Annotated in this window: 19 protein-coding genes; 5 read left to right on the forward strand and 14 right to left on the reverse strand. The window is 61.3% G+C overall.

The annotated features are described in order from the left end of the window. Positions 1 to 155 precede the first annotated feature (155 nt). Positions 156 to 776: a YceI family protein gene (locus MU846_RS06495; RefSeq protein WP_246950630.1), complete on the forward strand. Its 621-nt coding sequence runs from the start codon at positions 156 to 158 to the stop codon at positions 774 to 776. An 87-nt stretch (positions 777 to 863) separates the two neighbouring features. On the opposite strand, the gene MU846_RS06500 is transcribed toward MU846_RS06495, so the two are convergent. From MU846_RS06500 to MU846_RS06515, 4 genes are all read right to left on the reverse strand, one after another. After that, positions 864 to 1,331, reverse strand: coding sequence for a hypothetical protein (locus MU846_RS06500; protein WP_246950633.1), 468 nt, complete (start codon positions 1,329 to 1,331; stop codon positions 864 to 866). 320 nt (positions 1,332 to 1,651) lie between these two features. Continuing rightward, positions 1,652 to 2,464: an indole-3-glycerol phosphate synthase TrpC gene (gene trpC, locus MU846_RS06505; protein ID WP_246950635.1), complete on the reverse strand. Its 813-nt coding sequence runs from the start codon at positions 2,462 to 2,464 to the stop codon at positions 1,652 to 1,654. Then, positions 2,464 to 3,504 carry an anthranilate phosphoribosyltransferase gene (gene trpD / locus MU846_RS06510; protein ID WP_246950648.1) on the reverse strand — a complete coding sequence of 347 codons (1,041 nt, stop codon included), beginning with the start codon at positions 3,502 to 3,504 and terminating at the stop codon, positions 2,464 to 2,466. Before trpD ends, trpC begins: the two co-directional genes overlap by 1 nt. Positions 3,505 to 3,507: 3 nt before the next feature. Continuing rightward, positions 3,508 to 4,137: an anthranilate synthase component II gene (locus tag MU846_RS06515; RefSeq protein WP_442780655.1), complete on the reverse strand. Its 630-nt coding sequence runs from the start codon at positions 4,135 to 4,137 to the stop codon at positions 3,508 to 3,510. A gap of 558 nt (positions 4,138 to 4,695) precedes the next feature. On the opposite strand from MU846_RS06515, the gene MU846_RS06520 reads away from it, so the two are divergent. Next, positions 4,696 to 5,790: an NAD(P)-dependent alcohol dehydrogenase gene (locus MU846_RS06520; protein WP_246950651.1), complete on the forward strand. Its 1,095-nt coding sequence runs from the start codon at positions 4,696 to 4,698 to the stop codon at positions 5,788 to 5,790. 58 nt (positions 5,791 to 5,848) lie between these two features. Here MU846_RS06520 and MU846_RS06525 read toward each other — a convergent pair whose 3' ends face one another. The 4 genes from MU846_RS06525 to trpE form a co-directional block, all read right to left on the reverse strand. Next, entirely contained in the window at positions 5,849 to 7,423 is a 1,575-nt protein-coding gene (locus MU846_RS06525) for an FAD-binding oxidoreductase (RefSeq protein ID WP_246950653.1), read from the reverse strand. 14 nt (positions 7,424 to 7,437) lie between these two features. Further along, on the reverse strand, positions 7,438 to 8,139 hold the full coding sequence (locus MU846_RS06530; protein WP_246950657.1) for a hypothetical protein: 702 nt from the start codon (positions 8,137 to 8,139) through the stop codon (positions 7,438 to 7,440). A gap of 11 nt (positions 8,140 to 8,150) precedes the next feature. Beyond that, positions 8,151 to 8,486 (reverse strand): c-type cytochrome, encoded by a 336-nt coding sequence (locus MU846_RS06535; protein ID WP_246950660.1) that lies wholly within the window; start codon positions 8,484 to 8,486, stop codon positions 8,151 to 8,153. Positions 8,487 to 9,613: 1,127 nt separating this feature from the next. Further along, complete coding sequence (gene trpE, locus MU846_RS06540; protein WP_246950662.1) at positions 9,614 to 11,095, reverse strand: anthranilate synthase component I; 1,482 nt, start codon at positions 11,093 to 11,095, stop codon at positions 9,614 to 9,616. 403 nt (positions 11,096 to 11,498) lie between these two features. Here trpE and MU846_RS06545 point away from each other — a divergent pair, with 403 nt between their 5' ends. Further along, positions 11,499 to 12,134, forward strand: a complete 636-nt coding sequence (locus MU846_RS06545; protein WP_246950665.1) for an OmpW/AlkL family protein — start codon at positions 11,499 to 11,501, stop codon at positions 12,132 to 12,134. A gap of 299 nt (positions 12,135 to 12,433) precedes the next feature. Here MU846_RS06545 and MU846_RS06550 read toward each other — a convergent pair whose 3' ends face one another. From MU846_RS06550 to MU846_RS06560, 3 genes are read right to left on the reverse strand one after another with little or no spacing between them, the layout of a single operon-like run. After that, a complete protein-coding gene (locus tag MU846_RS06550; protein WP_246950668.1) occupies positions 12,434 to 13,237 on the reverse strand; it encodes an alpha/beta fold hydrolase in 804 nt (267 codons plus the stop codon). A gap of 15 nt (positions 13,238 to 13,252) precedes the next feature. Further along, positions 13,253 to 16,273: an efflux RND transporter permease subunit gene (locus MU846_RS06555; RefSeq protein ID WP_246950671.1), complete on the reverse strand. Its 3,021-nt coding sequence runs from the start codon at positions 16,271 to 16,273 to the stop codon at positions 13,253 to 13,255. Further along, positions 16,270 to 17,325, reverse strand: a complete 1,056-nt coding sequence (locus MU846_RS06560; RefSeq protein WP_246950673.1) for an efflux RND transporter periplasmic adaptor subunit — start codon at positions 17,323 to 17,325, stop codon at positions 16,270 to 16,272. Before MU846_RS06560 ends, MU846_RS06555 begins: the two co-directional genes overlap by 4 nt. A 241-nt stretch (positions 17,326 to 17,566) precedes the next feature. Between MU846_RS06560 and MU846_RS06565 the strand changes: the two genes are divergently transcribed. Together MU846_RS06565 and MU846_RS06570 are read left to right on the forward strand one after the other, a co-directional pair. Further along, entirely contained in the window at positions 17,567 to 18,217 is a 651-nt protein-coding gene (locus tag MU846_RS06565) for a TetR/AcrR family transcriptional regulator (RefSeq protein ID WP_246950675.1), read from the forward strand. A 52-nt stretch (positions 18,218 to 18,269) separates the two neighbouring features. Further along, a complete protein-coding gene (locus MU846_RS06570) occupies positions 18,270 to 18,845 on the forward strand; it encodes a pyridoxamine 5'-phosphate oxidase family protein (protein WP_246950678.1) in 576 nt (191 codons plus the stop codon). An 89-nt stretch (positions 18,846 to 18,934) separates the two neighbouring features. Here the strand turns inward: MU846_RS06570 and sodC are convergent, their stop codons facing one another. From sodC to MU846_RS06585, 3 genes are all read right to left on the reverse strand, one after another. After that, the gene (sodC, locus tag MU846_RS06575) at positions 18,935 to 19,516 is read right to left on the reverse strand and encodes a superoxide dismutase [Cu-Zn] SodC (protein WP_246950706.1); all 582 of its coding nucleotides are present in this window, start codon (positions 19,514 to 19,516) and stop codon (positions 18,935 to 18,937) included. Positions 19,517 to 20,050: 534 nt separating this feature from the next. Beyond that, the gene (locus MU846_RS06580; protein ID WP_246950708.1) at positions 20,051 to 21,166 is read right to left on the reverse strand and encodes an NADH:flavin oxidoreductase; all 1,116 of its coding nucleotides are present in this window, start codon (positions 21,164 to 21,166) and stop codon (positions 20,051 to 20,053) included. A 144-nt stretch (positions 21,167 to 21,310) separates the two neighbouring features. Continuing rightward, on the reverse strand, positions 21,311 to 22,120 hold the full coding sequence (locus MU846_RS06585; protein WP_246950710.1) for a cytochrome c oxidase assembly protein: 810 nt from the start codon (positions 22,118 to 22,120) through the stop codon (positions 21,311 to 21,313). Between the last annotated feature and the right edge of the window lie 13 nt (positions 22,121 to 22,133).

The following is a 22,133-nucleotide window of genomic DNA, read 5'->3' on the forward strand; positions in this document are numbered from 1 at the left end:
CCAGCCATCATACCACCCGCTCCGCCCTGCCCAGGGCCGCTGCTTCACCACCGATCTAAAAATCAGAACAAAGCGTTCAACCCCGGGCGGTGGTGGCTGGCGCCCGGTCTGTTTAAGCTGACTGGCAACTCAAACGATTATCCAAGGAGGATTTCATGCGTCTCATCCTGCCCGCACTTGCCCTGACCCTGCTCGCCGCTCCCGTGGCGCAGGCGGCAGATACCATCACCGAATATACGCTCGACCCTGCCCACACGCAGGTGCGTTTCAGCTGGGACCACTTCGGTTTTTCCACCATGGGGGCGAACTTCGACAGTGTGACCGGGACTATTTATGTCAACGAGCAACACCCGGAAAAATCCCGTGTCGACGTCAGCATCCCGGTCGCCAGCATCCACACCCATGTGCCGTTGCTGGATGAGCATCTGCTGACTCAGCCGGATTTCTTCAAGGCAGAGGAGCACCCGACCATTACCTTCCGCAGCACCGGCATCCGCAATGTGGATCGTGATGATGAAGAGTTCGATCTGGTCGGTGTGCTGACGGTGAATGGCATCAGCAAGGAAGTCGTGCTGGAAACCTCCGTAAACAAAGTGGGCCAGCACCCGATGTGGGATAACGCACGGGCGGTCGGCCTGGAAGCAGAAACCACGCTGAAGCGTTCCGATTTCGGCATGGGTGCATTCGCACCGGCTGTCAGTGACGAGCTGGAGGTACGCATCGAGCTGGAAGCGATCGAAGCCAGTGCCTTCGCCAAAGCCCAGCAGGCGCAATAAGCTCGATAAGCACGCGACTCACCCTGAACGCTCAAAGCAGAAAGCGCCGAACCCGGCGCTTTCTGCTTTCTCCAGACGAACAAAATATCAGTCGTCGCGATCGACTTTCACTACTTCGGAACTGCCCTGACGGACATGCACTTCGATGTCCTTGCCTTCCGCCGTCTTGCCGTCGATCTCGATGATTTCCTTGCGGTTGACGTCAATATCTTCGATCCGCACCAGCCCTTCACCCGCCGCGGCCTGCACGGCGGCGCGAATGTCGCTGTCGTTCATGCTGTGTTTGCGCTCACGATCCCGTTTGGACTTTTCTTCCACAATGGCGCCCTGGCTGGAGAACTTTACCTCAGCACGGGAATCCCCCTGCAACCAGCCCTCCACTTCCGCCTGACCATCGTCATCAATATCGATGTCCTTGAAATAAGTGAAACCGTACTCGGCGCTACGGTCCAGCAGGCCGTGCAGTTGCTCCACAGAGTAATCGGCGTGCACTGGCTGCAAAGTGATCATGCCGAGGGTGAGCGCGCCCGCCAGGGGCAATAAGGTACGTTTCATGAAAACCTCCTGTTCGTTTCACAGGCCCACACCGGGACTGCCGGCCTGACCCTGACCGGCAACAGCGGCCACCCGGCCGCTCCTGCTTGCACTGATGTTGGACCGTCGCGAGCACGAGTGTCCCCCGGCTGCGACGCCTTTTGACAATGTTTTTCAGCGTTGGGAGGGGAAGCTCAAGCGAACTGGCAGGGTACCGGGGCAACACCCTGCGCAGAACAAAGGCGGGGCGCTCATCTGCTCAGACTTTATGCAGACTCTATTCAGACTCTGCTCAAATTCTACTGAAACCAGGCAGTGAGCGCCGTGCAAAAACGGAGGGATCAGCGAAACAGACGAGCCAGCTCTTCACCCGGCTCATCGGCGCGCATGAACGCCTCGCCGATAAGAAAGCTGTGCACACCGTGCTCACGCATGCGCATGACATCCGCCGGTGCAAGAATGCCGCTTTCGGTAATCAGCAAACGATCGGCCGGAATGCGATCACGTAACGCCAGTGTGACATCCAGCGACACATCAAAGCTGTGCAAGTCGCGATTGTTGATGCCGATCAGCGGCGCCGGCAGGCGCAACGCCCGCTCAAGCTCTTGCTCGGTATGCACCTCGATCAGCGCGTCCAGCCCGGCCTCGACGGCGGCCTGATACAGCGTCGCCAACAGGTCGTCCGACAGCGCGGCAACGATCAGCAGCACGCAATCGGCGCCGATGGCCCGGGCCTCCCACACCTGATAAGGGTCGAGCGTGAAATCCTTGCGCAGCACCGGCAAGGTGCAGGCCGCACGAGCCGCCTGAAGGTAATCATCCTGGCCCTGGAAAAAATCCCGGTCTGTCAGCACGGACAAACACGCCGCACCACCGCGCTCGTAACTCGCCGCAATCGCCGCCGGCTCAAAATCCTCGCGGATCACCCCTTTGGAGGGGGACGCTTTCTTGATCTCGGCAATCACTGCCGGCTGCCCTTGCGCCAGCTTGCCTTGCAACGCCTGCTCAAAACCGCGTGCTGGCGATTGCTGATTCATCGCCAGCGCTTCATCACGCACTTGCGCCAACGGGCGCTGCTGCTTCAGCGCCTCGACCTCTTCCTGTTTGCGCCGCAGGATACGATCAAGCACTGTATCAGTCCGTAGAACACTCATCACCCGCTCCTCAGCAGATCAGTGAACCGCGCCACTTCATTCATGCGCTCGCCCGCCTCACCGTTGTGAATCATATCTTCGGCCATACGCACACCATCTTTCAGCGTCGCGGTGACGCCGGACACATAAATCGCGGCACCCGCATTGAGAGCAATCATGTCCGCTGCCTTTTCGCCTGCGGCAGTCGCGCGTTTGCCGAAGGCATCGCGAATCAGCGCCAGAGACTGCCGTGAATCGGTAACATCAAGGCCCACCAGCGACGCAGATTCAAGCCCCACATCTTCTGGCGTCACCATATATTCCGTCAGCTCGCCGTTACGCAGCTCCACCACCTTCGAACGGCCCGCCAGGCTCAACTCATCCAGACCATCCAGGCCGTGCACCACCATCACATGCTCGGCACCGAGCCGGCCCAGCACTTCCGCCATAGGGCGACACAGCTTCTCGGCAAATACCCCGACCACCTGACGCGTCACGCCAGCGGGGTTGGTCATCGGCCCGAGGATATTGAACAGCGTGCGCATGCCCAGCTCGCGGCGTGGCCCGATGGCGTGCTTCATTGCGCTGTGGTGCGCTGGCGCAAACATGAACCCCACGCCCGCCTCGCGGATACAACGTGCAATTTCTTCCGGCGTCAGATCCAGCCGCACACCAGCCGCCTCCAGCAGATCCGCCGAGCCGCTTCGGGAGCTGACCGAGCGGCCGCCATGTTTGGCCACATGGCAGCCGGCTGCGGCCGCGACAAAGGCCGCCCCGGACGACACGTTGAACAGGTTGGCGCCATCGCCGCCTGTGCCGACGATATCCACCAGGTAATTCAGCCCTTTTACATCCACTGGCGTGACCAGCTCACGCATCACTTCCACTGCGCCAGTAATTTCATCAAGCGATTCGCTCTTCATGCGCAGCGCCACCAGAAAAGCACCGATCTGCGCATCGCTGGCGGCACCCGTCATGATCTGCCGCATCACTTCTTTCATCTCCTCGCGGCTGAGATCGATATGCTCGACCACGCGCGCAAGGGCGTCACGAATATCCATGGCTCAACGCTCCAGAAAATTTTTCAGCAGAGCATGGCCATGCTCCGTGAGAATGGATTCCGGGTGATATTGCACCCCCTCGATATCCAACGTGCGGTGACGGATACCCATGATTTCATCCAGCCCCCCGTCCGCACGCTGAGTCCACGCCGTCACCTCCAGACACGCGGGCAAGCTTTGCTGTTCAAGCACCAGCGAATGATAGCGGGTGGCCGTATAAGGCGATGGCAAGTTGCGGAAGATGCCCGCACCGCCATGATGAATCTGCGATGTCTTGCCGTGCATCACTTCCGCCGCTCGCACCACCCGGCCACCAAACGCCTGGCCTATGCACTGATGCCCCAGGCAAACACCCAGAATCGGCACGCGGCCGGCAAAGTGCCGGATCGCCGCCAGCGAGATGCCCGCCTCGTTCGGCGTACACGGCCCCGGCGATACCATCAGCCGTTGCGGCGCCAGCGCTTCGATCTCTTCCAGCGTGATCGCATCATTGCGATACACAGCCACCGTCGCACCGAGCTCCTGCAAATATTGCACGATGTTGTAGGTGAAGCTGTCGTAGTTGTCGATCATGAGGATGTGCACGAGTCTAACCCTCTGATTCCTACAATATACCGGCCTGATAATCCACATCAGCCGTCAACGGGGAGCATAACGGCAGCGAGCAGGCCAGCAACACCAGGCGAGGTTGCGCCCGTCATCACAGCAAATGAGCAACATTAGCGGGGGCACTGGCGTCGAGCGCCCCCGAGATCCCGGAGCCGCCGTGCCGGAGCCGCCTGCCTGAAGCCTGCTCTGTCGCGGCCAGGCAGCACGGCACGCTAGCGCCACACCTAACCACAAGCTCCCCAGCCGTTCACACTGGTGAGCCATGGCGTACCGGGATTCAGTCGAATCAGGCAAGCAGACAAGCAAACAGGCAGGAGAGAAGCGTGCGAGAACAAGCCTTCCACAGCAAACCCACTTCAGATTCCGGTCATTCTAGTCGCCACCCCACTTGGCGTCCACTGCGCCCCGGCGCAACGCCCGCCTGTGGCGAGGAGCAGCCCGCAGGCCTGCTGTGCCGCGTTTGCCTGCAAGCATTGGGGGCCGGCAGCGGTCGCATCCTGCACCAGCATGGACGCAGGCAGAACCTTATGGCTCACTGGACGTCAGACAACAATACCTGTACCGCAGACTGGAGTGATTGACATGGAAATCAAGGCCGCTGTCACCCACGCACAAGGCAAACCCTTTGCTATCGAACACGTCACGCTCTCGGCACCCGGACCCAACGAAATCCGGGTTCGGATTGTCGCCACCGGCGTCTGCCACACCGACGCGGTAGCGCGGGATCTCGGCGTTTCGCCCTACCCCATTGTGCTCGGTCACGAAGGGTCGGGCGTGGTCGAGCAGATCGGCGACAACGTTACCCGTCTGGCAGTGGGCGATCATGTGGTGATGTCTTTTGCTCACTGCGGCCAGTGTGAGAACTGCCTGACCGGGCATCCCACCGTCTGCGCACGCTTCAACGAGCTCAATTTCGGTGGCCGTATGGAAGATGGCACATGCCGCCTGCATCAGAACCAGACCGAGTTGGGCACTTTCTTTGGTCAATCATCATTTGGCACCCACGTCGTGGCGCACGAGCGCAACGTGGTCAAGGTGGACAAAGATGTGGATCTTGCTCTGCTCGGCCCGCTGGGCTGCGGCATTCAGACCGGCGCCGGCACCGTGCTCAATCGCCTCAAGCCGGAGTTCGGCAGCGCCATTGCCATCTACGGCTGCGGCGCGGTCGGCCTGAGTGCCATCATGGCGGCCCGTATTGCCGGCTGCCGGCACATCTTTGCCATTGATGTCCACGACAGCCGCCTGGCGCTTGCCCGCGAGCTGGGTGCCACGCACACGCTCAATGGCGCGCAGGTCGATGTGGTGGAAGAGATCAGGGCTGTGACTGGCGGCGGCGCCCACTACGCCGTGGAGACGACTGGCGTGCCGCCGGTGGTGCGCCAGTGCCTGCACGCGCTGCGCCCGCTGGGCCAGGCCGCCATTGTCGGGGTCACGCCGGAAATGAAGATTGATGTGCACAACGATCTCATGGCCGAGGGCAAAAGCATGATCGGCGTCATCGAAGGCGATTCGGTGCCGAGAGTGTTCATTCCGCAGCTGGTGGATTATTTCAAAGCCGGGTTGTTTCCGTTTGACAAACTGGTGAAATTCTACCGTTTCGAGCAGATCAACGAGGCGTTCGAGGATTCTGCCAACGGCACCACCGTGAAGCCCATTCTCAAGTTCGACACCGAGTAAAAGCGCTCTGCGCCAGGCCGCTACCGGGCAGCTACCTGCCCGGTAGCGCACGCATCACTCAGCTGTTGCCATCATATTTGTCCAGATCGATACCCGAGCGGCCCGGTGCCAGGATATTGTTCGGGTCCAGCGCTCGTTTGATGGCATGTTCCACATTGCGCTTCACGGTGCCGTAGCTTTGCGCCACGCGCTCCTGGAAGCGTGTGTTCACCCGGTATACCGCATAGCCCTCTTTTTCGAACTCATCCAGCAATTCGCCAAAGCAGGCATCCGCACGCTGCCGCTCCTCTTCCTTGGTGCGATCAAACAGCACATCGATCACGTGGTGCATGTCACGTGGCGCGACAATGAATTCGGCCACATAATCCAGCCCGTGCTTGTGCAGCACGCGCTTGGCCAGCCGCGCCTGCTTTTCGCACTCGCTGCCCCGCGCCTCGCTGACCGGCGCAAACCACATGGAGCCACCGCCGCCACGCCAGTTATACAACCCGAACTCCTGCAAGTTCGGCACGCCGGACATCAGCTCCGCCCGGTATTTGAATGGCTGTGTATCTCCCGCCTTCTCCTGCGTCACGATGCGCCCCTTGCCCAGCTTTTTGAACGCGTCTGTAACGATCTTCCAGTTCACGTCCACCTGCTCCTGCGTGCCATACAGCGCGGCATACAGGTTCCAGGCGCCCATGCCGGTATCTTTCTGGATTTGCTTGAGCACGCTGTCCGGGGTGTGCCCGGGCTCTGTGGTGTACTGCGAGCGCCGCACGTTACCACTGCCCGCCTCCCACAGAATATTGGCAATCACCACCGAGTTGGGAATGGTGCCGGAGATACGCAGGGGCCGAAGCATCTCGACTATTTCGGCAATATCCGTTTCATCCTCGAAGATCACTTCAAACGGTTTGAACACCGGCGGCTTGGGCATCAGCCAGAAACCCATCTTGGTGGTGATGCCATAGTTCGCCTGGGTAAACATGCCGTCGAGTGTCGGGCCGTAGCCCCATTTGAAAATCTGCCAGGTATTGCTGCCTTTCACCCCACCCATGCCCGTGCGGTAAACCTCGCCGTTCGCCATTACCACTTCCATGCCGCACTGCATCATGAAATGTTCACCGTAAGGCGTGTAACCCACGCCGCGGTCCATGGTGTTGCCCAGCGGCCCGGCGATGGCCGAAGGGGCGGAGAACGACAACATCAGCGGCAGATTGTTTTTCTCGATATAGTCGTACAGCTGGCCATAGGTGACGCCAGGCTCAACCAGCGCGTAACACATATCCGCATCGACCTTGAGAATCCTGTTCATTTTTTTCAGATCCAGAATCACCTGACCACGCTTTACCGGCGCTGCTGACCCGTAACCAAAGTTGCGCCCGGTAGAAATTGTCCAGACCGGAATCTTGTGTTCATTGCAGATACGCACCACGCCCTGCACCTGTTCCACCGTGGTCGCCGTGAGCGCGGCCGAAGGTGCATGCGCTGCATTTTCCACCGACATCATCACCTTGTTGTAAGGCATCAGCTGATCCGCCTGGGCCAGCACGTTCGCCTCGCCCAGCAGCGCACGGAATTTCTCCAGCGCCTTGTCGAATTCCTTCCGGTCTATCCCTTCTGGCAGTACCGTCGTATTTTGATCAGACATGGATCAGACTCCTTTCAGACTTCGATCGAAAAAGATACGAAGCTACCGGCGAGCGGCATGTTCGCCAACGGCACCACAGGCGGCACCCCCTTTATTTCCGTGCCCAGCGCTGCCAGCAGATATCCGACGCTGCTCGCCCACTGTGCCGGATGCCCGGCGCCAGAGGCCGGCGCCGCCAGGGTGCTGATCTGGCCACTCTGGCCACCCTGCCCATGCCGTTCCTCCGCCAGCGTGAAAGCAGCACCGCAGGCATGTAACTGCTCACCAAACCATTGCGAGCAACCCGCTGCCGCTTCGGTGTTGAGCAGGTGATGGTGAGAGGCGCCGGCCTCGACGGTGTGCTGGCCCAGCCACTGCGCACGCGCACCACCGCTGCGCGCCAGATCAACAATCAGCGTCGCCGAGGCATCATCCAGCAAGCCGATCAGCCGCGCCGGCACGCCACTGCCCAACTGACGTTCGAAATCCAGCATGAAGCCCAGGTCCTGGCCTACATCCAGCACGTGCGGCGTGGCGCCCTGTGCGGCTGCCACGCCATGTAAAAACGCGGCACTGGCTGCCCCCTCGCCCACCAGCACCAGCAGTTCGCTGCGCTGAATTCCCGGCGCGGCAACACTGCCGCCCATGGCAAAAGCGCGCAGAGGTGCGTTCAGCGCCAGCCCTGCGAGGCTGCTCAGGGCCATCCCCTTGAGAACAGCACGACGTCTGATTTCCATGGCGCGATCCCTCAAGGTTGAGCTGCCGGCGCCGGCAGCGTCGATAAATACTCAGTCACCTGAGCAATGGATTCGTCATCAATATAAGAGGCCGGGAAAGACGGCATGGCGTTGAAACCGTTGCGCACGATCGAGCGCACATAAGCCTCCGGCAGATCGCGCCCGGCCAACACCGTACCGACCCCTACCTCGGGCGCGTGGCAGTGGCCGCAGACCTTTTCGTAAAGGTTCTTGCCGCTGCCCCACTGGCTCTGTTCCTGGGCGTAAGCTGCGCTGGCACATGCCAACGGCAGCACGCCCGCCAGCATCAGCCGTATCGCATTTTTATTGCGCGAGGGACGAGGCATCTTGCTTCTCCTGTGGTGAGTGAACGAGCCGATATCAGCAGGTATTCCCCATGCTATTGAGCGCGCCACAGCCGCAGCCGCGTCGGGCGACCCTGGCCCATACGCGCTTGCGCGCACCCAGCCCGCCACCGCCTTCCGCTGGCGGACGGATAAGCCGGCCAGGCACGGCGCAAGGCGCGATATCATGAATGGCGGGAGCGGCTGCCAAGGGTATGGTGGTGCGCGGGTGTAAACGTAAGAAGATAAAACAAGGAGCCAGAACAGAGGGGATATGAAGAGAGCTGCGGGAGGGTAATTTTCCGTGCGCTGCCCATGGCGGCAATACTCTTGACGCCAATTTTCCTGGCACTGTCCAGGGAGCCCATGGGAGGGTCCATGACACCATCCACGACACCATCCATGGCACCCTCCATGGCAACAGGGGCCATGGCAACAAGGGCGGCGGGGCCGACAACCCTGTGGCACTCGGCGAGCCTCCGCTCGCGCAGACCGGCTTGCTCATCATGAGCGATCCCTCTTGGTATTCCGAGCGTCAACGCCAGATCAAGGGCCACCTCGATCTGCCGAGTTCTCGAGAGCTGGATTTACCATTTCACTTTCCGGGCCAAGCGTCAAGCAATGCCACGCTAGCCATGCATGGCAGCGATTCGCTTTCGTTTCCAGTGCCGCCCTACTCTCGCAAAGTAACAGAACGGCACACCTGCCAAGGCATGATCGAGCGGGCATAATGGAGGCGTCAGTGCAAAATGCCGACCGGTTCGCACCGTAACAAGGCCCGGCGCCTGCCAGAATAAAAGGGCTGACGCAGGTGGCGCGGTGCAGGCAGGCGCCGTTACACCGCAAGCCACTTGATGCTCGGCACGCTCGGCACAAAGAGCTGAAACAAGAAAGGAAACGAGAGCGCGCGCGAATAGAGCGAGGGACAGAGAGCGAGGGCAGAGAGCAAGGACGGCAACGAGAGGGAAACGTGTTATCGCAGCGGAGATACTGATGAAGCATGCACCCACAAGCGAATGCACTCACAAAGGATCAGCCGCAGGCCGTGGCCAGACACCGCAGCCGCTCAACCGAGCCATGCCGGAAACGGCACCCGCCGGCACCGTTTCCAGGCGCTTCGCCCGCGCCGCTTAATGATCCAGCGTCAGGCCACGCAGTGCCATATTGACGGCGGTGAACACCGCCCGGCCCTTGTTCATGGTTTCTTCCCACTCCAGCCGGGGCACCGAATCCGCCACCACCCCTGCACCGGCCTGGATATAAAGCCGCCCGTCGCGGATCACCGCAGTGCGTATCGCAATGGCGGTATCCATCTCGCCATTGAAACCGATATAGCCTACTGCGCCGCCGTACACACCGCGCTTGACCGGCTCCAGCTCGTCGATGATTTCCATCGCCCGGATCTTCGGCGCACCACTGAGCGTGCCGGCCGGAAATGTAGCGCGCAATACATCCAGCGGCCCGCAGCCGCTGCGCAGGCTGCCATCCACATTGGAGACGATGTGCATCACATGGGAGTAACGTTCGACCACCATTTTTTCGGTCAGCCGCACCGAGCCTGCTTCCGCCACCCGGCCCACATCATTGCGCCCCAGATCGATCAGCATCAGGTGCTCGGCAATTTCCTTGGGATCGGCCAGCAGCTCCTGCTTCAATGCTTCGTCTTCTTCCTCGGTGCGGCCGCGCCGGCGCGTGCCGGCAATCGGGCGCACCGTCACCACACCCTGCTCGATGCGGGAAAGAATCTCCGGTGACGAGCCGGCGATATGGAAATCTTCCAGATCGAGATAAAACATATAGGGCGAGGGATTGAGGTAACGCAGCGCTCGGTAGAGATCCATCGCCGGCGCAGCAAACGGCACCGACATGCGTTGCGACGGCACCACCTGCATCACATCGCCCGCAAGAATATATTCGCGGATGCGCTCGACCCCGGCCTCGAAATCCTGCTGCGGCGTTTCCGAAACAAAACCTGCCTCATCAATAGGCTCCCCGTACATGCGATCTGCTGGCGCGGGCAGCGGCGCCCTCAACTTCGTCTGCAACTCGTCCAGCCGCTGCTGTGCCGCCGACAACGCCTGTGGCTGCGCCGGATCAATCAGCACCACCAGAAACAGGCTGCCGCGCAGATTATCGAACACCACCACTTCTTCACTGCGCATCAGCAGGATATCGGGTGTCTTCAACGTATCGCGGCCCGGCGCCGGGCCCAGGCGCGGCTCGAAATAGCGCACGCTGTCGTAGCCGAAATAACCGATCAGGCCACCATTGAAACGCGGCAGGCCGCTGATATCCGGTGCACGAAAACGCAGGCGATATGCCTCGATCCAGGCAATCGGATCGGCCACGGTTTCTTCATGGCGGCCGTCGGGCCCCGTCACCTGTACCCGATTGCCGTCGATACGGATCACTTCACGCGCCGGCAAGCCGATGATCGAGTAACGGCCCCAGCGTTCGCCCCCCTGCACTGATTCGAACAGGCAACTATAGGGCGCGTCGGCCAGCTTGCGGTAAGCGGAAAGGGGAGTATCCAGATCGGCGAGCACTTCGCGCACCACAGGAACGCGGGTAAAGCCGGCCTGGGCGTACTGTTCAAGTTGTTCCGGTGACATGGTCTGTCCTTGTTCTGTATAACGGCTGGGTGATGCAGTGAATACAACCAGAATCACTCTCTTGCGAGAGCACGGCCGAGCTTCACCATCGCCAGGGGACGGGCGCTGACAGAAAGGCAGACTGTGGTGTGGTGATGTCCCGGTACACAGGGCAAATCCTTGAATCGTGGTGATTCGTTTATCGGCGGATGCGAACCAGAGTGTAGTGCAGAGTGTGGCCCCGCACCGCTCGACATAATGGGCAAAGTGTAGCCGGCATTTGCGCTCACCGCGACCCCTGATAACAGCCCCGGCCTTGATCTGGATCAACCGCGCCAGGCCACCGTGCTGATGCAGATCAAGTTGCCCCCGCGACCGGCTGACAATACTGGAGCTTCCTGCAACAACGCGCTGGAGGCGCCTGATGATATCGAAATACCGCCCTGCTCTGGCTGGCTGCCTGCTGGCCGTTACTCCACTGCTGGCCACCACCGCCAGCGCCCATCAGGCCGGCGACTGGTTGCTCAAGATCGGCGGCACCCTGGTCACACCGCAGTCGGACAACGGCAAGGTGCTCGGCGGTGCAGCGGCGCTGGACGTGAAAAACAATGCACAACCCAGCATCAGCCTGACCTGGATGGCCACGCAAAATCTTGGCGTGGAAATACTCGGAGCGCTGCCGTTCGAGCACGATATCCGCAGCAGCGATCTCGGCGGCAAGATCGCCAGCACCCGCCACCTGCCGCCGACCCTGAGCGTGCAGTGGCACTTTTTGCCCCGGAGCACCGTGCAGCCCTATGTGGGCGCTGGGCTGAACTACACCCGTTTCTTTCACACGCGCACCCACGGCGCCCTGCGCGGCGAGCGGCTGGTGCTGGATGATTCCTTCGGTCTGGCCGGTCAGTTGGGCGTGCATATACAGCTCGACCAGGGCTGGTTCGTCAATGCCGACGTGCGCTATATCGACATCGACACCGACGTCAATCTCAATAGCAGCAAGATCGGCACAGCGAACATTGATCCCTGGGTGAGCACACTGGGTTTTGGCCGGGCTTTCTGAGCCGGCGCCGGGCGTTGTCATGGCGGTAGCGCCCGGTTTTTTCTATGCACTTCTGCAATATCGGCGGGAAGCGACAAAAGGCATCAGCAGAGAGAAAAAGAAAAAAGAAACTCGATAAACAGCCGGCAAGCGGGCCAACACAGCATCATCTGCCTACACATAACAATACATAAATAGAAGGACAGGGAGGCGTCACAACCCTTCATGCCACTGACCAAAGCATCAACAGCTCAAAGCCGTGGCCGGGGCATGTCCGACCGCCCGGTAATCCGGGCAAGAAAAACTGTTTTTCTCCCACCTCAGCCCAGCGTACGCAGAAAAGCGCTGACCGCCTCTAGCACCTCGGCCGGTTTTTCCCGATGCGGCACATGGCCGCAATCTTCCAGCAGCACCAGCGTCGTATCACCTGCGATGCCCTGCGCATAGCGCAGCGGCTGCGCACGCGAGCCATATTCGTCGTGCTCCCCGTGCAGCACCAGCGCCGGGCAACGCACATACGGCAACACCTCTGCCAACGACCAGTGGCGAAACGCCTCGGATAGCCAGGTGTCCACCCAGGCGGCGAGCACCCAGCCGGCCTTGTCACCATGGTAACGCTCAAGACGTTGCATTTGCCCCGGCTCGGCAAAGGCGTCACGGGCCGCACAAATGCCGTCACGGGTGCATTGCTCGACAAACGCTTGTGCGGATTCGGTAATGACGCCGACACAAAGCGCCGGCCACTGTGCTGCACAGGCGGCAGCCATGGCGCCGCCTACGCTGTGCCCGAACAGCACGCACTGTTTCAGCGCGAACGCCTCCGCCACCGCAGCAAAGCCCAGCTGTGCCTCGGCCGTCACAAACGCCACATCCTGCTGCCCAGGGTGTGGGCTTGAGGCACCAAACCCGAGCCGATCGTAGGCTATTACCCGTCGGCCCGTGGCCCGCACCAGCCGTTCGGGAAAATCGCGCCACAGCGCCACACACCCGAGCGAGTCATGCAGCAGCACCAATGGTGCGCCCGCTTCCGGCTCCGATGGCAGCCACTGCTTTGCAAATATGTTTGCAAATACGGTGCCGCCGGGCACCGGCAGCCAGCCCTCCTCGGCAACAATCCCACCCATCACTTTTTCCAACCGTCATTGCCCCGCTACCACACGCGCGTCGCGCCGTAGCAACACCAGGCACAGCGCCGGCACCACCAATAACGTCAACACGGTGGAGGCCATCAGGCCGGAGATGATCGCCCAAGCCATGGGCGGCCACAATGTCGACTGGGTGAACGCCAGCGGCAGCAGCCCGGCAATGGTGGTTGCGGTCGTCAGCAGGATCGGCCGCGTACGCCTGGCCACGGCAAAATACACCGCATCCGGTGCGGTATCACCGGCCAGCAAGCGCTGATCCACCACATCAATCAGCACAATGGCGTTATTCACCACAATGCCCACCAGCGCGACCACGCCCAGCACCGACATAAAACCGAATGGCGAGCCCGATAACACCAGGCCGGGAATAATCCCCACCGCAGCCATCGGCACCGTGAGCAGGATCAGGCCCAGGCGGCGATAGGAATTGAATTGCCACAGCAGGAAAAACAACAACAGCAGCACCCCGATTGGCGCCGAGCTCGCCAGCGCCCGGTTGGCATCGCCACTACCTTCGCTATCGCCACCAAACTCCAGCCGTGTGCCCTCGGGCAGTGGTTGCTCGGCCAGTTGCACACGCAGACCATCCAGCGCCTGGCTGAAGCTGAAGCCGTCATCCAGATTCGCCACCACGGTGTAAATGCGCACGCCGTTGCGGCGCGCTACACCTGCGGTCTCCCACGCAGCATGAACCCGCGCCACTTGCATCAGCGGCACCGGATCGCCTTGGTCAGGATAGATATTCACCGACAGCAACCGTGCCAGCGGCAGCGCCGTGCCCTCCAGTGAACGCAGCACCATTGGCATCGGATCGCGCTCCTGCCGGTACTGCTCGGCGGTCAACCCATAGCTTTGTCCGAACAACGAACGCGCCACATCGGCACGGCTCAGGCCGGAGCGCTGCGCCACCGCATCATCCACATCGACACGCAATGCTGGCGTGCCAAAATCAATATCGTGTCGCACATCCACCGCACCGGGCACCCTGCGCAGCATGGCAAACACTTGCTCGGCTGCACGTATGCGCTGGGTGTCATCAGCATGATAAATGCGCACTTCTACCGGCGCTTCACGTGGAGGCCCCTGGCCAAGCTGATTTGCTGCCAGCGTCACCTCGGGCATACGCTCACGCACATGAGCTCGCACATCGCGGATCACCGTACGCGTGGCGTCCAGATCGACTGCATCCACGACCAGGCGAGCGCGGTTAGGCGCCTGGGGCGTGCGCACGAGATTGTAGTAAAACGTCGGCCCGCTGCTGCCGACAAAACGATGCACCCGTTGCACATCTGGCCGGGCGCGCACGAACCGCTCAAGGTGTGCCGCTACATCTGCGGTATAGGCCTGATCCGTGCCTTCCGGCAAATGCAGATCAAGGATCACCTTGGGTCGGTCCGCATTCGGAAAAAACTGGAGGTTCATGAAAGGCGCCATCAGAAAACTGATCAGCACCATCCCCCCGCTGATCAGCAGCACCCGGCGCGGCTGGTTGGTAGACAGGCTTGCCAGGCGCTCACCGAGCGTCAACACCCACTGGCTGCGGCGCACAGATTCAAGGCGCAGAAAGCGCATGGAAACCAGCGGCGCCACACTGATCGCCAGCAGATAGCTGACCGTCAGCGTAATCATGATCATCACGGGCAAGGCGCGGGTAAAATCCGCCGTGCCGCCCTTCGACAACAGCATCGGCATAAAGGCCGCGAGTGTCGTGATCGAGGCCGTGCCCAACGGTGCTGCCAACTCACGCACAGCGCCTACCGCTGCGTCCTCCGGCTGCACACCGGCGCTGATACGGGTCTGCACGTTCTCTACCATGACGATGGCATTGTCGATCAGAATGCCAAGAGCAATCACCATCGCGATCACGGCGATCTGATGCAGGATACCACCGCCGAGGTTGTACAACCCGAGGCTGATCAGCACCACCACCGGCAATACCGATGCCACCAGCACACCCATGCGCAAGCCCATGCCGAGAAATACCACGACGATGATGATCAGCGCACTGAGTAGCAGGCTGCCTTCAAGCTCTGCCAGGCGCTCGCCCACCTTGTCCGGCTGGAAAAACATTTCGTGAATCGTCAGTGGGGCAAATTCGGGCGCCAGCTCTGCCAGCCGGGCGCGCAATGCCTCACCGAAACGAATCGCATCCACTTGCCCGCGCTGCGCCAGCAAATTCAGCAGCACCACTCGCTCGCCGTCAAACCACGCTTCCGCCTGTAACGGCTCAAGCGGGCCACGCCAGATATCGGCAATGGCCGCCAGCGGCACAAAGCTACCATCAGGCAGTGGGATCTGCGTGCGGCGCAAATCCTCGATATCGACAAACTCACTGTTGGCAAGCATCGACAGTCGCTTGCCGCCCGCAACCACAAAGCCACCCGGCACGACCTGATTGCGCTGCGCGATCAGGCCGGCCAACTGCTGTGGCGTGAGGCCGATACGATGCAGCTCGGCATCATCTACCGCGATCGTCAGCTGCTCGTCGGCCTGCCCTTCGATCTCGATTCGTGACAGATAGGGCAGATCCAGCAGCTGGTCTTTCAACAGCTCGGCGGTACGTGACAGCTCGGTGATTGACGATGAGCCGGCCAGCGCCAGCACCACCACCGGCGTGTCGATGATGCGATCATCCAGCACCATCTGCCCCACGCCTTCCGGGAAGGTCAGCTCGGCTCGCGCCATCGCCTGGCGCACCCGATCCCAGGCGGCGGTGGTGTCATAGATCTTGTCCAGCAGCATGATGCGCACAATGGCAAAACCACTGCGTGCGTTGCTGGTGACATGGTTGATTTCCTCGACCTGGAGCAGCTCTTCTTCCAGCGAGCGCAATACCAGACGCTCCACCGCCTCGGCCGTGGCGCCCGGATATTGCACAGTGATCAGACCCGCACGATGGGGGAAGCTCGGGTCTTCCTGGCGCGCCATATTGAAATAGGCCGCAAGGCCGACCAGCGACATCATCACGACAACCAACGCCAGCAGGCGCTGGCGCTGCAACAGTTGCTCTATCACGGGAGTATCTCCACGCGATCACCCGGCACCAGGCGGCTCAGCCCGGCGTAGACCACCTGATCGCCCGCTTGCAGATGCTCGCCGCCGACCAGCACCTGCTCGCCTGCCAGTTGCAGCACCGCCACCGGCACCCGCTCGGCAATGCTGTCACGCACACGGAACACGGCCGGACCCTCGGATGAGCGGAATACCGCCAGCACCGGTAGCGCCAGCGCCTCGCGGTGGCCGCGATAGACGCCCACCTCAACCGCCACACCGGGCACCAGCGCCGGGTCTTCGATACTGACCACCAACGGATACAACTCACCGCGTCGTGAACCGCGCCCGATCTCGGTAACGATACCGGCCAGCGGCTCCGAGCCACGCTCCATGACCCGCCACACCGGCAGCTCATCCCCCGGCTGCAATCCGGTGCGCAAGGTCTCCGGCACCCGGACTTCGACCTCCAGGCCAAGTGCAGAGGACAACCGCACCACCGGGCGGCCGGCGGAAACAAATTCACCCGGCTCCGCCAGCACCGCCTCGACGGTACCGGCAAAGGGCGCCCGCAGCTCACCTTCACTCAACAGCTGCTCGGCTTCCGATACCGCTGCCCGCGCCGTTGCCCGGCCAGCTTCCATCGCATCGCGACGCGCCTCCAGCTGCTCGAGATCCTGCTCGGACAGCACGCCCCGCTCGCGCAACGTCACGGCGCGCTGATATTCCTGCTCGGCCTGCCGCAACTGCGCCTCGATCTCGCGCAGCCGTGCCCGTGCCGAATCCCGTGCGGGCACAAGCTGCGGATTTCGCAGAGTGGCCAGCACTTCACCGGGCGCCACCTGCTGGCCGATTTCCACCGGCCGCTCATGCAACGTGCCGGATACCTGAAACGTCAGCTCGGCCCGCTGGCGTGCCCGCACAACACCCGCAAACCGCAGTGGCGCCAACTCTTCCCCCGCCAGCACCGGAGCCGTGCGCACAACCACCGGCGCCTGCACCGACTCATCGCCATGACCGTCGCAACCCGTGAGGCTCCAACCGGCGATTGTTATCAACACCAGTCTCAGACTCAAACCCGGCCAATACCTGCCCTTCACATTGCGCATACTCGCCTACCCCCGCGCGCTCTACATCATGCTGTCATCCGGACCGACGTCCGCCAGGCGGGCTGGCGCTGCCGATGAATGCGTGACATATTGTCAGCTGTTGACAGTTTGTCAATAAGATGGCGGATTGATAGCATTCAAGGAAACAAACACGGCTTCGGTGACGACACCGGCCACCCTGATAACCTTTAGTGACCGAGGTCAGCGCATGGGCGTGCGGGCTCGACGGGAGCAGGAAAAACTGGCGCGGCGCGAGCGCATTCTCGATGCGGCCGAGCAGATATTTTTCACCAAGGGCGCAGAGCGCTCGACAATGGATGACATCGCCCGTGCGGCGCAGCTCAGCCGCGGCCTGCTGTATGTTTATTTCCGCGACAAGAGCGCCATTCTGGAAGCCGTCATGCTCAGAGCAGCCGAAGCACTGCGCTGCCGCTTTCGCACCTTGGCGGCCACCGATCTGTGCGGGCACGACCAGATTCTCGCCATGGGTGAAGCCTACTACACCTTTTCTCTTGAGCAGCCCGACTACTTCGATTTGCTCACCCGCGCCGCCAGCGATTGGCCCACTTTGCCGCCGGAAACAAGCCAGCAGATGCTGGCGACATGCTCAGGCGAGGTAATGGCCATCATGGCCGAGGCCATTCGGCGCGGCGTCAGCGATGGCAGCCTCGCCGCCAATCAGATCAGAGATCCGGTGCAAACGGCGCTTTATCTGCGCGGCGCCCTGCACGGGGTCATCATGCTCACCCGGCAACCGGATGGCCTCGGTCTGCCCGCAGGCCAGAATGCCGCCGCACTGGTGCACTACACGCTGGAAACGCTGGGCGCATCACTGCGCAGCACGCCAACCGACAACTGAGCACCTTATACTGAACTCCGACTGCCCTGGCGGCCTGACACGGAGTTCTTCAATGAGTATTTCCCCCTGGCCCGCGCTATTGAGCGAAGCACTGAGCCTTAACACGGACCATCGCGATCGTTATGTGCAGCTTGCCAGCCTCAGCGATAGCGGCGAGGCCACCTGTCGTACGCTGGTGATGCGCCGTTGGCTTCCGGATGAGACAATGCTCGTCGCCACCACGGATCTGCGCAGCCATAAAGTGCGTGGTTTGCGCCACCACCCGCAGGGCGAAATCTGCTGGTGGCTGCCGACGCGCAACGAGCAGTTCCGCTTTCGTGGCACGGTGATCCTGCAAGGGGCCGAACCCGGCTCATCGCTGCGTGAGGAAATCTGGGATGATCTGGCACCGGCCGGCAAACTGAATTTTACCGGCCCGGCACCGGGTACTGCGCTCACCACGGCGCCAGTGCCGCGCCTCGCCACGCCACCTGCCACCCCTCCGGACAACTTCGTTCTGCTGATGATGCAGCCATTGCGCGTTGATTATCTGCGCCTGGATAACATGCCGCATCAGCGCTGGCTGTATGAGTACCATCGAGGCGATGGCAGCCACCGCAGTTGGCATGCCAGAGCGATTGCGCCCTGAGCTCATGCCAGCGATTGTGCTCTGAGCCAGTGCGCGCTGCGTTAGCGCCAGCGCACTGCTCTGTAGAAAGGCCTGCCAACCATCGGCTCTCAGCGCACGATACCGCACAACAGACGAGCACCACCGCCGCCCAGCGGCTCCGGTTCATCGGCGTGATTATCGCCACCGGCGTGAACAACCAGTGCCCGGCCACGCACTTCAGCCAGGGTTTTCAACCGTGGCGCCAGCACCGGGCGCTGGGCACGCCCTCGCTCGTCCACATGGAGCACCGGCAGATCGCCCTTGTGCCCCTGCCCCAGCGGGCCATCGTGCTCGCCAGTATTATCCGGGTCGTAATGGCCACCTGCCGCCATGGCAGCACCTTCCTTACCGTCTTTTCCGCGTGGGCCACAGTCGCCGCGTTCATGAACATGAAAACCGTGCTCCCCGCCCATCTTTTCCAGCCCGGCGAGCATTGGCGTAAACACCAGCCCCTGCTCACTTTCGGTAATCATGACGCGACCTACTTCACGGCCCACGCCGCTATCGCTGACCTCATGCATCATCACCGATATTTCAGTGCGCGCAGCACCGCCGAGTGCAATCGCCCACAAAGGAAGTGCGATCACAGCGAACAGGATTCCAAGACGGGTATGCACCACACCAGCTCCAATTTCGTATCTGCAAAACATCGCGAATCCTCCCTGTTTTTTTACCAGACGCATCCGTACATCCACGCCTTCGGGGAAGTGTGATCGCTGTCCCAGCCGGTGTATAGCTGTGGCTATTTGCCATCAATCCGCCGTGTGCAATATTTCTCAACACAACACGCCTGGTGTTCAATTTTTTGTTCAGCAAAGGCAGACGCGCACCACGCCCTGTAGCAAGGCATATAATTCCTTTTACATTAATCACATAGAGAAACAGAAAGCGTGCAAATTGCACTCAAACGAAGCGCGTTAAAAGTAACAGGATAGAAAACATGGCAACATTAATACGACACAGTGGCCAAAAATAAATTTTCGACTGCCCGGTCAGAAACAGGCCACAATGCCGATTGGCGCATTTACAAATAATCATTGAAAGCCGATGGCATTACCATGATGTGGCGCAGGCCCCTCGGGAGAACGCCTTCAGAAAAACCAGGGCAAGGCTTGAAACAGCCAGAAGCATTCGGAGCAGGCGCCGCAGACCTGGTGCCTGCTCCGATGTGATCCGGGCAACATTCAGCTCAGGCTTTCCAGTGCGGCCTTGGTGAAGGGGCGAATTTCTGCCGCACGATCTGCGAGCAGCTTGGCCAGCCATTGGGGATCGACCAGCAAAGCGCGGCCCACCGCCACCAGATCAAATTCATCCGCTGCCATGCGCTCCAGCAGATTCTCCAGCCCGACCGGGTTGGCGGTAGCCCCCATGCCCTGGCTGGTACTGCCGGCGAAGACTTCATCCAGCCCGACACTTCCTACCGTGATGGCGGGCTTTCCTGTCAGCTGCCGTGTCCAACCGGCCAGATTCAGTGGTGAGCCAGCAAATTCAGGCTGCCAGAAGCGGCGCGTGCTGGCGTGAAAGATATCCACGCCAGCATCCGTCAGCGGCTGAAGCAGCCGCGCCAGTTCGTCAGGGGTGTGTGCCAGCCGCGCTTCGTAATCCTGCTGCTTCCATTGGGAAAAACGAAACACGATGGCGAAGTCTTCGCCGACAGCGGCACGCACCGCCGCGACAATCTCTGTAGCGAAGCGAGCGCGCTTCTCCAGCGAGCCGCCGTATTCATCGTCCCGCTGATTGGTGCCTTCCCACAGGAACTGGTCGATCAGATAGCCGTGAGCACCGTGGATTTCCACGCCGTCAAAGCCCACCGCTTTGGCATCCCGGGCGGCCTGCGCAAACGCCGCGATGACCTCATCAATATCATCACGGCTCATGGCCTGGCCGTTGGGTTTGCCAGGCTTGAACAGGCCCGAGGGGCTGAATCCCGGCACTGCCGGATCAGGGCCGATGCCCTCTCGGCGCACCGCGCCCACATGCCACAATTGGGGAATGATCTGTGCGCCGGCCGCGTGCACCTCTTCCACCACCTTGCGCCAGCCTGCCAGCGCTGCCTCGCCGTGTATCGCCGGCACTTTTTCATAGCCGTTTGCGGCGCAGTGGCCGACAAAAGTGCCTTCGGTGATCAGCAGGCCCACACCACCCTCGGCGCGGCGACGATAATAGCCGGCCACTTGCTCGTTCGGCACATAGCCAGGCGAGAACATGCGCGTCATGGGCGCCATCGCAACGCGGTTACGCAAGTTCAGAGACTTGCACTGGAAAGGCTGTAGCAGCGGAGCAAGAACCGGGTCAGACATCAGACAATCTCCTGGGCAATGTCGGCAAGGCCGGCTTGTGAAAGCCGGGGCTGACGGTAGGGCCAGGAGTGGGGTTTTGCAACTCGGGTACAGATGGCAGGTGCTCAGGGGGCGGCAATCAAGGCAGCCGGAACCGTGGCGCACTCATCCGTGTGCGCGTTGCAGGCGCAGCCACCAGCGCCAGCCGCACCAGGCCGCAGCGGCCAGATAAGGCGCGCCGCCAAGCACCCACATCAACAGGCCCGCCAGTTGCTGATCCTGAATGCTGCGTGCTTCGCCGTAAAACGACGTATCGGAAAAAGTCAGCAAAGCGCCCAGGAAGCCGGTCTGCATCAGCGTGAACAACAACGCCACCAGTGCATCCGGCGTGCCTCGCACGCTGCTGCGCAGCACCGCCCACCACAGCAGCCCGGCGCTGATCATGAAGCAGGCATGTTCGATCACATGCACCAGGCTGTTTTCCAGCGCCCACACATAGGCACGCGGCACATGCCACCCCCACACCACGGCGGCATGCAGCAACGCCATGGCCATGGGATACCGCACCATTGTCAGAAACGGCCTGGAGGCGCGCGCCACCTGGCGGGGCAACACCGCCAGAAACTGCGGCAGCGGGCGTGCCAGCACCGCCATCGGCGCAATCACGGTCATCATCATCATGTGCTGTGTCATGTGCATGGCGGCGCTGGTTTCCGCCATCTCGTCCAACGGGCCGAACATGGCGATGCCGGCCAACACCATCATGGCGTGAAACGTCCAACGCGCCAGCGCGGATGGCTGCACGCGGCGTGCGCCCCAGCTATACAGCAACCACAACAGTGCCCAGATGATCGCCGCCACCAGAACAGGCAGGCGCTCGCGCTCCAGCGAAAAAGGCGAGTGTGCCAGTGCCAGCATTGGCCAGCACCACAAGAGCACACCCAGCCCGTGACGCTTTACTGCGCTAACCGTCATCATCACTCCTTTT

Origin of the sequence: Alcanivorax quisquiliarum (assembly GCF_023051175.1) — a bacterium.
Lineage (GTDB): Bacteria > Pseudomonadota > Gammaproteobacteria > Pseudomonadales > Alcanivoracaceae > Isoalcanivorax > Isoalcanivorax quisquiliarum.